This is a genomic window from Mycobacterium sp. 852014-50255_SCH5639931, assembly GCF_001665605.1.
Taxonomy (GTDB): Bacteria; Actinomycetota; Actinomycetes; order Mycobacteriales; family Mycobacteriaceae; genus Mycobacterium; species Mycobacterium paraffinicum.
In genome coordinates this window covers 50,669-63,440 of sequence record NZ_LZSV01000009.1, presented here as the reverse complement: position 1 = coordinate 63,440, position 12,772 = coordinate 50,669, and the positions used below count along the sequence as shown (strand labels likewise).

9 protein-coding genes and 1 pseudogene are annotated in these 12,772 nt (G+C 62.3%); 2 read left to right on the top strand and 8 right to left on the bottom strand.

Going from position 1 to position 12,772, the window contains the following annotated elements; genetic code table 11:
- Positions 1 to 66: 66 nt before the first annotated feature.
- From A5758_RS04420 to A5758_RS04390, 7 genes and pseudogenes are all read right to left on the bottom strand, one after another.
- A complete protein-coding gene (locus A5758_RS04420; protein WP_067736997.1) occupies positions 67 to 1,281 on the bottom strand; it encodes a cytochrome P450 in 1,215 nt (404 codons plus the stop codon).
- Positions 1,282 to 1,363: 82 nt separating this feature from the next.
- Positions 1,364 to 1,603: pseudogene (locus tag A5758_RS04415) on the bottom strand (aldehyde dehydrogenase family protein); the annotation flags it as partial.
- A gap of 31 nt (positions 1,604 to 1,634) precedes the next feature.
- Positions 1,635 to 2,648, bottom strand: a complete 1,014-nt coding sequence (locus A5758_RS04410) for an SDR family oxidoreductase (protein WP_067736987.1) — start codon at positions 2,646 to 2,648, stop codon at positions 1,635 to 1,637.
- A complete protein-coding gene (locus A5758_RS04405) occupies positions 2,641 to 3,783 on the bottom strand; it encodes a spirocyclase AveC family protein (RefSeq protein WP_067207900.1) in 1,143 nt (380 codons plus the stop codon). Before A5758_RS04405 ends, A5758_RS04410 begins: the two co-directional genes overlap by 8 nt.
- A 4-nt stretch (positions 3,784 to 3,787) precedes the next feature.
- The gene (locus A5758_RS04400; RefSeq protein ID WP_067207897.1) at positions 3,788 to 4,900 is read right to left on the bottom strand and encodes an ABC transporter substrate-binding protein; all 1,113 of its coding nucleotides are present in this window, start codon (positions 4,898 to 4,900) and stop codon (positions 3,788 to 3,790) included.
- Positions 4,901 to 4,963: 63 nt separating this feature from the next.
- The gene (locus A5758_RS04395; RefSeq protein WP_067736983.1) at positions 4,964 to 5,815 is read right to left on the bottom strand and encodes a CbbQ/NirQ/NorQ/GpvN family protein; all 852 of its coding nucleotides are present in this window, start codon (positions 5,813 to 5,815) and stop codon (positions 4,964 to 4,966) included.
- Between the two features lie 162 nt (positions 5,816 to 5,977).
- A complete protein-coding gene (locus A5758_RS04390; protein ID WP_082939577.1) occupies positions 5,978 to 7,618 on the bottom strand; it encodes a nitric oxide reductase activation protein NorD in 1,641 nt (546 codons plus the stop codon).
- 599 nt (positions 7,619 to 8,217) lie between these two features.
- Between A5758_RS04390 and A5758_RS04385 the strand changes: the two genes are divergently transcribed.
- Both A5758_RS04385 and A5758_RS04380 read left to right on the top strand, forming a co-directional pair.
- Entirely contained in the window at positions 8,218 to 9,555 is a 1,338-nt protein-coding gene (locus A5758_RS04385) for a TetR/AcrR family transcriptional regulator (RefSeq protein ID WP_082939576.1), read from the top strand.
- A gap of 266 nt (positions 9,556 to 9,821) precedes the next feature.
- Complete coding sequence (locus A5758_RS04380; protein WP_067207886.1) at positions 9,822 to 11,441, top strand: MFS transporter; 1,620 nt, start codon at positions 9,822 to 9,824, stop codon at positions 11,439 to 11,441.
- Positions 11,442 to 11,703: 262 nt separating this feature from the next.
- On the opposite strand, the gene A5758_RS04375 is transcribed toward A5758_RS04380, so the two are convergent.
- Positions 11,704 to 12,711 (bottom strand): oxidoreductase, encoded by a 1,008-nt coding sequence (locus tag A5758_RS04375; RefSeq protein ID WP_067736975.1) that lies wholly within the window; start codon positions 12,709 to 12,711, stop codon positions 11,704 to 11,706.
- Positions 12,712 to 12,772: the final 61 nt, after the last annotated feature.

The following is a 12,772-nucleotide window of genomic DNA, read 5'->3' as shown; positions in this document are numbered from 1 at the left end:
AACATAAGCCGGCGATCAGCCCGCAGTGAGACTCACTCGCCCGCACCGCGCGGAGTCACCAAACTCTCAGGCCGGGTCGAACGACACCGGCAGCGACGATGGTGAGCGGAAGACCATGCCGCGGATGTGCGGGTCGTGGCCGTCAGGGTCGAGGCGGAGGTTGGGTAGGCGGTCCAGCAACAGGTTGATGGCAGTGCGCATTTCTAGTCGAGCAAGGTGCATGCCCAGGCATACGTGGACTCCATAACCCCAGCTGATGGGAACTTTCGCTTGCCGGAAGATGTCGAACTGGTCGGGGTTGGCATACCGATCTTCTTGGCGGTTGGCCGCGCCGAGCATCGGCATGACCGACGATCCTTGAGGGATAGGCACTCCGGCCAATTCGGTGTCGCGCGTGGCGACGCGAGTGATGTTGAGCAGGGGCGCGTCCCAGCGCACGGCTTCTTCGATCGCTTGAGGTATCAGTGACCGGTCGGCGCGGATGGCATCGAGTTGGTCAGGATGGGTGAGAAGCGCGAACAGCAAGGTGCCCAGGGAGCGGTACGTAGTTTCCACGCCGGCCGGAAGAAGTAGCCGGATGAAAGAGTAGATGTCTTCGTCCTCGAGTTTTTGTCCGTCGATTTCGGCGGCCGCCAGGCTGCTGATCAGGTCCTCGCGGGGCTCCGCCCGACGCGCCTCCAGGATCGGGGTGAAGTAGTCGACGAGCGCCTTCGACGCCGCGAGACCGCGTTCGGGGTAGACCGTATAGCTCAGCATGGAGATCGACCAGCGCTGGAACTGCGGAAAGTCCTTCTCCGGCAGGCCGAGAAGTGCGGCGATGATGCGACTTGGATAAGGGAACGTGAACGTTTTCACCAGATCGGTGACCCCGTCGGCGGCGAATCCGTCGATCAGCTCATTGCCGATGCGGCCCACGATCTCGTCTTCCCAACGAGCTAGGGCTTTTTGGGTGAAGGCTTTGGTCACTAGCGAGCGCAGCCGGCCGTGGATTGGTTCATCCATACCCAGCATCACGCCATGGCCGAGGACGTCGCCGAAGATCTGAATCACGGCGCGGGAGGAGAAGGTTTCGTCGTCGCGCAGCATCGTCTGGATGTCCTCGTGACGGTAAACGATGAAGACGGGTTTGCCTTCCTCGCCGGGCAGCATCGACGTTTCGATCCGTTGGATCGGAGTTTCGTGACGCTGTTTGGCCAACTCCGGGTAGGGGTCACGGACATCGCCGGATACGACGTCGTCAAATGCAGCGAAGTCTTCGAGTGCGTCAAACAGCTCTGACATGGTGCTCCTATCAAGTCGCGGGACAAGCGACAGATTCGATTTCGGTGTATTGGTGAAATCCCGCCACCCCGTTCTGGCGTCCCTCGCGCAGTGGCTCCAACTCGCTTTCGATGGCGTCGTGAAGTTGCAAGAGGCAACGTTTCCGCAGTGCCCGATTGGTCGACCAGTCGGTCTCGTCGAACGATCGCCGGGCCGCGTCGATCGCGCGGTTCATATCGGCTTTGGACGCATCGGCAACCTCACCGAGCACGTCTTCGTTTGCGGGGTTGATGTTGGTCAACGTGCCAGACTCTCCATCGACGACCTTGCCGTCAATCATCATCTTCGACTCGAACGCCACCGTTGTTGCTGCCTTAGTCATTGTGCGCGCTCTCCTTTGGCGCGGACTGTGTCGGTGAAAACCGCATCGCCAGCGACGCCAATCGGTTCATGACTGGCTGCGGCAGCACCTTGGCGGCCGACACCATCAGTCGCTGTGCGGTGGTGAGCGGCCACGCCCCGTCACGCATTGACCCAAAGCGAGGGATCCCGAGGATCATTCGGGACATGAGGTGCATACCCATCGCGGGTAGCACTCTGTTCAGGACCAACAACATCGAGGCGTCGGGGCCTACGCCGCGGCGGCGAAAGGGGCCTTCGTCGGCCAACGCTTTGACCACCCCTTCGGTGAAGAGCTCTGGCGAGCGCGCGAACTTGATCGCATACCGGCCGCGGCTGTTCATGGTCTGGTGAAGGCGGGCGTATGGACCGGCGAAGTCACGGTCGTCGTTGGTGCCGGCGTCGGTGATGATGTCCGTCTCGTACGTACCGGTGACCAGGACGGTCACGCCGATCCCGAACGGTGCGACTTCGAACGCCAGTGACTCTCCCCAGCGTTCCATCGCACCCTTGCTCGCCGAGTAGGGCCCCGTGCCGGGCTGCCCGCGCACGCCCGCCGCGCTGCCGACGAGGACGATCCGGCCCCGACCTGCTGCCCGCATCGACGGCAACAGCGCTTTGGTGAAAGCCACCGGCGCGATCACATGGGTGGTGAACATGTTGTGCCACAACGCCGTATCGGTCTCTTCGACCATACCGGCCGCTGATATGCCGGCGTTGTGCACGATGGCGTCTGGCGCACCGACGCGCTCCACGATCACTTTGGCGGCAGCGGCGATCGACGCGGCATCCATCAAGTCGAGCTGGACGCCGATGAGCCGGTCGTCGTCTTCGGTCGCTCCCACCGCGTTGCGCAACGAGGCCATGCCCTGCGCAGGCGTCCGCATGGTGGCGATCACACGCCACCCCTCGCGGTAGAGGCGGACCGCAGTCGCGAAACCCAGGCCCCGCGAGGCACCCGTGATGACGACGCTACGAGGTTCAGGCACCGGAGTCTTTTGTCGCGCAACGGTTGCTCTTCGAGCCCAGCTGTACGTCGGGGCGGCCGTGTGGCAGTGCGTACTGCCAGGTGGACCACTTACCCACGGAGTAGGGCCCCTTGGCGCCGTTTTCCTCGTAATAGCCCTGCGGGTCAAAGACTTTGGCTTCGGGGTACGGCCACGGGCACGCCACCGACGTGGCGGCGCCGCTTGCCTTGATCGCCCAGAACCAGCCGCCGTAGGCGAAGTAGGAAACGTTGATGATCACGAACATCACCAGGAAGGTGCCGAGCACGGGCCGCGCCGGGAACAGCTTCGCCTTGGCGGCCAGCTTCTCTGCCACCGGCCTACCGGTGTCATCGCGGTAGACCAGGATCGCGGCCGGGATCATCACGAACGTCACCCCCAGCGATTCCCAGATCAGCGGGAACTGGAAAGTCGTTCCGGTGAAGATCGACCCGAACGGGATGACCTGCGAGTAGATGTAGAGACCGGTCTTGATCGACCCGACCTCGAGAACAGCGTCGAAGATGAACCCGATCACCAGCACGAGTCCACCGAGGCTGATGAGCGGATGCCTACTGACGAAGGCCTGCGGGTCGCGCGCGGCCTGCAGCTTGCGCAGTACCCACACCGCCGCGAAATACGGGCCGAAATAGAATGTGACATAACCGAATACGATGAAGGGCTCGACCGTCGGCGACATCATGATGAGAATCCAGGACTCCGGCCAGTGCAGGAGATCCGGGTTGTACACCGCGTAGGGCGCCCAGTTCATGATGGGGTCCTGCCAAACGATCAATGTCGTGACCAAGAACATCAGCATCACTGGACTGCCCGGGTTGCGACGCCAGCCGACGATGAAGACGACGACCAGGGCCACGAGCATCAGTGCCGTCGCCACCTGGATGAAGCCCATCCATCCGGTGAAACCGAAAAGGAATTCGACCGGGCGCGGTCTGCCAACGGTGTTGGGATTGGCGACTCGCGGATCGAGCTTGGTGCGCGACACCGCGAGGAAGAGGCCGACGAACGCGAGCAGTCCGATGCCGGCCAGCCACGAACCTATGCTGCCAGTGCCTCTCCGTCCGGGGGCCGATTGCTGCTTGGCATCCAGCACTGGCGTCGATTCTCCGGTACCCATGCGTTCACTCCTGACCAAATCGGTCGACTAGGTGCGAGTTGACACCGTCGGCGTCCAACGTGCGGGCGACGAGGTACCCCGCGCCCATCCAGGCTCGGCGGGTCCACTTTCCGAATGACACTCGCGTGCCCGGCGCACCGGAAGCTGCGGGCATCATCTTCACCCGCTCGAGCGCTTCTTTGACTCCGCGCGGGCTCAACGGGTGGGCATCGGCAAATGCACGCACCAGAGTCGACGCGATGTCGTGGTTGACCACGGACACGCAATATTCGGGACGGTTGCCGTGCTTTGCCTCGTAGCGATCGAGGAATTCCTGTCCGAGTTTGTTGGCCTCGTCGTATTGGTCGACACCGATCCAACCCATGAACGCCTTCCACATCACCGGGTTGATCCAGGCGTTCTGCCACGCGGTGGTCGAGAAGCGCGGAGGGTCCCAGTTCACGGCTTCCAGGGCTGGGTTGACGAAGACGATGCCGAAGCCGAAGCCGAAGTGCACGATCGACTCGGCCTGCGCATCGTGCAGGGCACGGACCGCTGCGTTGATGTCCTGTGCCGTCTGGGCAATGGACACCTCGGCGACGATCCGGAGGCCTTTGCGCGCGCAGGCGCGCCGGAAATTGCCCATGTAGGTCTCGCCGATCAGGCTCTGCTCGACCAGGACACCAACCGTACTCAACCCCCGCTTGGCGATGAGGTCGGCGAGGAAGATGGGTTCATCGGTCATGGAGCCCTGGGGGAACGAGAACGTCCACTCACCCAGCCAGTCGTCGGTCCCGGTCACGCTGAGCGCCGGCACCTTGAAACGCTCTTCGATCGCCTCGCGCATCGGGACGACGTTGTCAGTGATGTTGGGGCCGAACACCACCAGGCAGCCCTCGTCGACAAGTTCGGCGTAGGCGTCGATCACAGCCTTGACCGTGCCTTTAGGCAGACCCTCGACCTCTTTGTAGATCACCTGTACCGACCGGTCCAGCAATCCCTTCTCGACGGCATCTTCGAAGACGAGGTCGAGGGACTGAACGAACGAGTCCAGCAGATCTTTTGGGAAATCTGCAGCGAGCGTGAAGTCCATGAGATAGCCGACTTTGATCGGGTCGGTTTTGCTCTCATAGGACACCGCTACCTCCCAATTATCAAACCTAATATTTGTTCATACACTAACGTCCAGCGCTGTGCACCGTCAATCAGTTCCGCTGACAGACGCTCCCAGGTAGATCTCGATCATCTCGTTGAGACCGCGGGACACGATCACATCGTCAGTGAGCGGTCCCGCGATCGCGGCTCGTGCGGCATCCTCGATGGACAGGCCTTCGGTGATCAACTGGCCCGCGGCTATGAGGACGCGGGTGGAGGCCACCTCGCGGAGCCCACCGGCCTCCAGGCGGCGGATCGCTTGGCCGAAGCGAACCAGGGCGGCAGCAGTCGCCGGGTCGACGCCCGACTCGTGCACGACGATCCCTTCCTCGACCTCGGCGGCGGGATAACCGAAGTCGATCGCGACCATGCGCTGCCTGGTCGAGTCTTTGAGGTCCTTCAGCACGCTCTGATATCCGGGGTTGTACGAGACGACGAGAGCGAAGCCCGGCGCGGCGTCGAGAGTGATGCCCAGACGCTCGATCGGCAGTTGACGACGGTGATCGCCGAGCGGGTGCAGCACAACCGTCGTGTCTTGGCGAGCTTCCACAATCTCATCGAGGTAACAGATCGCTCCCTCGCGGACCGCTCGTGTCAACGGCCCATCAACCCATACTGTTTCATTGCCGCGGAGCAGGTAGCGTCCCACCAAGTCGGCGGTGGTCAGATCGTCATGACACGACACCGTGATCAACGGCCGACCAAGGTCGTGGGCCATCGCCTCCACGAAGCGGGTCTTGCCGCAGCCGGTGGGACCCTTCAAGAGCAGCGACAGCCCCCTTCGGTAGGCCGCCTTGAAAATCGCTTCTTCATTGCCCACCGACCGGTAGTAAGGGCGAGCCGGATCGGCTTGTGGCCCGGCACCATTCCGCTGCGCGAGCCCGGCCTCGTCGTTCATCCGACCCTTCCTTCGTCCGCACCGTTGCGGCCACGTCGCCGAGCACCCTCGGACCCAGACATGCAGCTTAATCGGAACAGATGTTTGTTTTCAACCACTCGCCAAGGGCTTGACCCATGCCGAACCGACGACCACGGCGAGCGCGATCCGATGAGGCGCTCTTCATGACACTCGTTTCTGCACTTCGGCGGCCCGCACCGCCGATCTGAACAACGGTCCGATGACACCTGCGAGTTGTTCGGGCCGGCCAACCGCCGCATGCGCTGTGCTGCCGAAAATCTTCCTCAGTGATCCGACGGCCGTCGCCGCCCCTACAGTCAGGCAGACACAGCCGATTCCACGACACCGAGCCTCGTCGAGCGCACGGCGAGCGTCGGCCGCACCGTAGGCACGTTCGTAACCGTGATCGTAGGCGAGCCCGTCGGACAACACGACGAGCAATCGTCGCGGTGTTCCGCCGCGCTGCTCGAGCACGTTTGAACCGTGCCGTATCGCTGCGCCCAGGCGCGAGTATGCGCCAGGTTCGAGACTGTTCAAGCGCCTGAACAGCCCTGCATCGATGTGGTCGTCGAAACGCTTGATAGGCACCAGGCTCACCGCCGCCCGGCCCTGGGAATAATAGCCGTACAACGACACTCGGTCACCCAGATCATGCAGCGCGACGACGAGGTGGGCCGCCGAGGTTCGCTGTTGTTGGTGAACAGTCCGCCCCAGCGTCCCGGGCTCCGCGGCCGAACCTGAAATGTCCAGCAGAACAAGGACTGACAGATCGCGCTGCCGCCGCAGGCTGTCGAGATACACCGCATCGGAGGGCGCTGATCCCGCCAATATCTCGACCCGCGTTTCCACGGCCGCGTCAATGTCGATGTCGTCGCCCTGATACTGACGATGCCGCCGGTGCAAGCCCATGCCGAGCCTCGCGAGAGGCCGCCGCACCCCGATAGAACCCTCGATGCTCTGCGTCGCGAAAGGCTTGACTGTTGGCTCGATCTCGCGAACGGTGCACCAGTCCGGACGATATGCGCCGCGGGTCGCGTCCCACTCTGGCAGCTTCACACCATCGTGTTTCACGTCCGTGAAGGCCGCAGCAGCCTTTGCAGCTGTCGACAACACCGCGTTGGCGCCGCGGTTGGCCGCGTTCGTGTGGTGAGTCGGCGTATCTGCTCCTGGCGGGCCGCCGCCGCCCTTCCCCGACTTTCGCGAAGACGAAAGCATCTTCTTGAGCCACTTACCGATGAAGCCACCACCGCCGACCGTGCTGGTGAACATGTCGGGATCGTCGCTGTCGTCAACCGCATCGTCGGCGAGTTCTTCCAGTACGCCCTTAGCCTCTCTGCGTGCGACGTGACCGGGGCTCGCGTCAGGCAGCTCGGCATGATTGGTGGTCGCGATCAGGTTCTTCGCGCGAATGACTCCGAAATTCAGGGGCGGCGCGGCGACTACATCTTTGGCAGCGGCAATGGCCAGCGAGTTCGCGGCTGAGCAGCTCAGGGCCGCGAGCTCGCGATCAGCCAGGGTAGTCAACATCGCAGGCAGCAGGTCGTCGTTGGCGACCAATGCCCGATGCGCTTCGACGGCAAGGTAGCGGCGAGCAAGCTTGGGATGCCTGATCAGCCGGCTGACGATATCCTGCGTCAGGCTGTTCGCCGCAAGCATCGACGCGTGAACGGCGACCGCCTCCACATTGGCGCGAGATTTTGCGGACGGGTCCACGTACACGGTCCGTCCGTCGGTCCACGACAGGTCACCGGCGCTACCAGCGGCTACGGCCACTGGGCGCCCCGCGAGCGCCGACGCCAACATACCGAGCGACTGCACTCGCTCGTCGTCGACGACCCCTCTCACCCGACAACCCTCCACGCACCATGCGTCTTGACCTAATAATTGTTACACCGTAGGGTCCGATATCAGTCGAGTCAATCAACCGTCAGGCCGGATGAGGGTGTTCGAACAACGTGGATTTCTCGTACCCGCAAGAGGCTGAGGGGTTATGCCCGAAGTCACGCGGATGGCTGTCCGCCCGTCTCACCGCGCCCGGGATCGATGCCGGCGCACAGCGCAGCAATCACCGCGAGGCGATCGACAGTCCGCGCGCGCGGAGCGCAATGATCGCCGTTGCCGACGGAGCTGCAGGTCCTCCTTCTCGCCAAGATGGTGGACGCGGCCCAACTTCCGAAGTGATCACAATGATGGCCGGAACCATCAAGGTCGCAACGCACGACCGGACTGATCCTTCTTACGACCGTCCCCTCCGGGCATCGCGGTCAACCTCACCGACATGAGGCCGTGCCCCAGTCGGCACACTGGACGTCAGATAGCAGCATCGTCGCAGCTCGGGTCGCGTTCGATAAGATGCTCCAAGGTGTATACCAGCGTGATGATCGGCGAAGGAGGACTTTGCGATGGCGGACGCCTTGGAGCGCAACTCCACCCGTAGCCGGTCCGGAAGCAAGAACATCCGTCGCAATGGCCAGCTCGCCTCGGTCGCGGACCAAAAGTCGGTCGATGCCACCCGCCGCACCGAAATCCTGAGAACGGCAAGCGCCGTCGTCGCCGCTAAGGGTCTAAGGACATCGCTGCAAGAGATCGCCGACGCCGCAGGCATTCTGGCCGGCAGTCTCTATCACCATTTTGAGTCAAAAGAGGCTATCTTCGTCGAACTCATCCGGCGCTATCATGCCGATTTGGATCGTATCGGTGACGTTGCCCTCGAACGTGTCGACGAACCAGACCGTCGTCCAGTGGCAGACCAGATCACCACACTTGCGTGTGAAATCGCACGCTGCGCTGTGGAACATCGTGCGGCGCTTCAGATGTCGTTCTACGAGGGCCCCAGTAACGATCCCGAGCTTGTCCAACTGGCTAAGCGCCCGCCGGCCAAGATCCAGGCCGCGATGGTGCAGGCGCTCCGCGCTGGCCTTTGGAGCGGCTATATCCGACCTGACTTCGATTTGCCGACTTTGGCCGACCGCATCTGCCAGAGCATGCTGCACGCTGGTCTCGATCCCGTCCGACATAACGCATCCGTCGACGAGGTGGCCAAACTGAAGAGTCGGATCCTGCTGGAAGGCCTTGCAATCAACTCCCCTGCCGACGCCGACCTCGACAAGTCGGAGGCACTCACTATGGCGAAGGACGTCATCGAGAGTTGGATCGACACCGACGACGACAGCGATCTCAAGGCTGCTCACCTGCGGGCGGTCGCGCGCGCCGAATTCGGTCGGCGCGGATACGAAATGACGACAGTTCGCGACATCGCCGCCGCGTCGGGATTGGGCACCGGGACGGTTTACCGGTTGATCGGTTCCAAGGACGAGCTGTTGCTGTCCATCATGCTCGAGTTCGGACGCAAGGTTGGCGGTGCCTGGACGGACATCGTCCGTTCGGATTCGACGACCGTGGAGAAACTCGACGCGTTGAGTTGGCTGAACATCAATGCCTTGGACCAATTCCCCGACGAGTTCCGGATTCAGTTGGCTTGGCTGCGCCAAACACCTCCCGACACGTCCAACCCGGCATGGTCTTTCACCACGCGGATTCGACAGATGAAAGCGCTTCTTGCCAAAGGTGTTCGTGCAGGCGAGATACGGACCGAGCGCACAGCAACGGAGCAACTGGCTCGATGCATCATTGGAGAACAGTGGATTCCAGAAAACATTCTTCGAGACATCGGCACGCGGAAATCGCTTCTTCTCGCTCGAGATACCACCCTGCGGGGAATCGCTGTCCGCGACAAGTGAGCTTCGCTGCTACGAAATCGTCGTGATTGGCGATGACGGCAGGATCACCCGATGGGGGGCTACTTCGATCTCGACCTCACAGTTCAAACTCCTTCAAGGCGAAGACATCAGCGTGATGGTTTCAGCCGCGTCCCGACGTGACTGAAGGGCGACGGGTACCGGGCCGAGTATCGACGGAACGCAGAACGCGGAACGCGACGATCAACGAGGTTGACGAGGAAGTGTCGAAAACAATCGCCGACTCTGGGCGCACCGAGACAAACCTGATGTCGGGACGTGCCAGAATCTGGCTTCTCGTGGTCTGTTCGATGGGCGTACTACTGGTCATTTCGTCGATGGTGGCGCTGAACGCCGCGTTGGGCGCTATCGCGAAGGAAACCCTTGCGACGCAATCGCAATTGACGTGGATAGTCGACGGTTACACGCTGGTGATGGCCTGCCTGCTGCTGCCTGCCGGCGCATTGGGGGATCGGTACGGGAGGCGCACGGTTCTCCTGATCGGACTCGTCATCTTCGCCTCCGCATCGCTGGCGCCCCTCTATTTCGGCAGCCCAACATCCCTCATCATTGCGCGCGGTGCCACAGGAGTAGGCGCGGCAGCCATACTGCCCGCTACCCTCTCGTTGCTGACTGCGGCTTATCCGGAGGAAGAGCGCAATAAGGCAATTGGCATCTGGGCCGGCGTGTGCGCGTCGAGTGCGATAGTCGGCTTCATGGGGACCGCGATACTCACGCAGTTCGGTCCGTGGCAGATCATCTTCTGGGCATTCGTCGGAGCAGCCGCTCTGCTGTTCGCCTTCGCCCTCACCATCCCGTCTTCGAAGGATCCGGAGGCAACCCCTGTCGACTGGTTGGGCGCCCTGCTTATCGGTTCAGCGGTAGCAGTCTTCGTCTTCGGCGTTATCGAGGCTCCCCTTCGCGGATGGAGCAACCCCAGTGTGTATGGCTGCCTCGCCGGTGGAATCCTGCTCGCCGTCTTCTTCGGTTTAGTCGAACTGCGCCGCAAGCATCCACTGCTTGACATCCGTGTATTCAGAAGACCTGACATGCTGACCGGCTCCATCAGCATGACAACCTTGTTCTTCGCTATTTTCGGGTTCTTCTTTTTGATCATGCAGTACATGCAACTCGTGATGGGTTACAGCCCACTGCAAACCGCTATGGCGCTATGCCCCCTGGCGATCCCGCTCCTCGTCTGTGCCGCGCTCACCCAGTGGTACCTACCCCGCCTAGGGTTACGTATTTCCGTAGCAGCGGGACTCGCGATACTGGCAGCAGGACTCTTATGCATGCGCCTGCTCAATGTCGACTCGACGTACTTTGACCTGGCATGGCCGATGTTCGTCCTCAGCACCGGCATGGGCATTTGCAATGCGCCCTCAACCACCGCCATAACAGGATCGGTCCCGTTAGGTAAGCAAGGCGTAGCCTCTGCAATCAACGACACGACGAGGGAGATTGGCGGTGCGCTGGGCATTGCCCTCGCCGGATCAATCCTCGCTGCGGGATACAGCCACGCACTCGTCTCTAACGTCGCGATTCTGCCACCGACGATCAGGGAACCGGCTCTCGGTTCGCTTGCACAAGCGCTGACGATCGCCGACCGTCTGGGACCGCAAGGACGCGATTTGTCCAGGCACGCGAAAGACGCCTTCATGCTCGCGATGCACTCATCTCTACTGATGCTGGGCTTGGTCGTATTGATTTCTGCTGCCGCCGTTGCCATCTGGGGACCCGGACGCGAGGGGCGACAATTGCGAATCGTCCGGCGCTTCACAACCAACCGAGCTCAGAACCCCATGGCCGACAACAACCCATCCGACGCATCAACTGGGGATGCGCGCGAAAGCCGGGACGTACCAACAATCTCGGAGCAACAGCGTTAGCTGTTGCCGCCTAGCGCTGTTGCGACTGCACAACATCCCCTCGTACGCGACGAGTTCGCCGCGCTTCTGGTAGCAGCCGTGAACGAGGTGGGATGGATGACCACGCCGCGGGGTGATCCGTCTTGGATGGGCCCCGAGGATGAGCTTCCCTCGTCACTGCGGTCCTGGGGGGATGGGGCGACGAGTGCTTGACGTCAGACCGCCACAGTGTCCGCCGTGAGGACGCGCCACACGGTCGCGCAGCTCGGGAGAGCTTCGTCGACTAGAAGCCTTCCTTGATATGTACTACCGCGCGGCCCGAAAACTTCCCGGCGCGTACCTGGTCGAGCACCTCGATCACATCCTTGACAGGGACGTCGTGCACGACGTCGGACAGATACCGCGGCTTGCTCGATCCTCCCAACTGATCCCACAATTCGCGGCGGGCGCCGATGGGCAATTGCACGGAGTCGATGCCCAGCAATGCCACTCCGCGCAGGATGAACGGCATGACCGTGGTCTTAAGACCCGCGCCTCCCGTCAACCCGCTGGCAGCAACGGCACCGCCGTACCGCACGGTGCTGAGAACGTCCGCGAGGGTAGCGCCTCCGACGCAATCGACCGCTCCGGCCCAGCGGGTCTTGCCCAACGGCCGCGGCTTCGCATCAGGGTCTTCGGGCAGCCGTCCGATGACTTCGGCTGCACCCAGCGCTCTGAGTCGGTCAGCGGCACCGGGCTTGCCGGTCGACGCCACGACGTGGTAGCCCGCTGCGCTCAGCAGGTCGATGCTGACCGATCCGACGCCACCGGTCGCGCCTGTCACCACCACAGGCCCGTCATCGGGCCTGACCCCATACCGCTGCAGGGCGGCCACGCTCATGGCGGCGGTGAAGCCGGCGGTGCCGATGGCAGCACCCTCGTGCGGACTGAGTGACCCGAGTTTGACCACCCAGTCGGCGGGAATCCGCGCGTATTCGGCGTAGCCCCCATGCCTGCCCGTACCGATCTCATAGCCGTGAGCCAACACCAGCTCACCCACGGAGAAGTCGTCTGAATCCGATTCCACTACCTCACCGGTGAGATCGATGCCGGGCACGATCGGATAATTGCGTACCACCCCGCCGTTCGGCGTTAGCGCCAAGGCGTCCTTGTAATTGACGCTCGAATAATGCACTTTCACAAGAACCTCGCCGGGCGGCAGCTCGGACATGCCGAGCGTTTCGACCGCCGTGTCAATGTGGTCTTCGTTCTTCCGCGCAATGAGCGCCTGAAAGATGCTGTTGTGACTCATCACTACGTCTCCTTATCGGTGATCGGTGAGGACAATCGTTCGCTCCGGGCGGTTCTCCGGC

Bases quoted from the DNA above. Each gene is read 5' to 3' on its own strand.
- A5758_RS04420 (WP_067736997.1), bottom strand. From the start codon at position 1,281: ATGTCAGAGCTGTTTGACGCACTCGAAGACTTCGCTGCATTTGACGAC.
- A5758_RS04405 (WP_067207900.1), bottom strand. From the start codon at position 3,783: ATGGGTACCGGAGAATCGACGCCAGTGCTGGATGCCAAGCAGCAATCG.
- A5758_RS04395 (WP_067736983.1), bottom strand. From the start codon at position 5,815: ATGAACGACGAGGCCGGGCTCGCGCAGCGGAATGGTGCCGGGCCACAA.
- A5758_RS04390 (WP_082939577.1), bottom strand. From the start codon at position 7,618: ATGTTGGCGTCGGCGCTCGCGGGGCGCCCAGTGGCCGTAGCCGCTGGT.
- A5758_RS04385 (WP_082939576.1), top strand. From the start codon at position 8,218: ATGGCGGACGCCTTGGAGCGCAACTCCACCCGTAGCCGGTCCGGAAGC.
- A5758_RS04380 (WP_067207886.1), top strand. From the start codon at position 9,822: ATGTCGGGACGTGCCAGAATCTGGCTTCTCGTGGTCTGTTCGATGGGC.
- A5758_RS04375 (WP_067736975.1), bottom strand. From the start codon at position 12,711: ATGAGTCACAACAGCATCTTTCAGGCGCTCATTGCGCGGAAGAACGAA.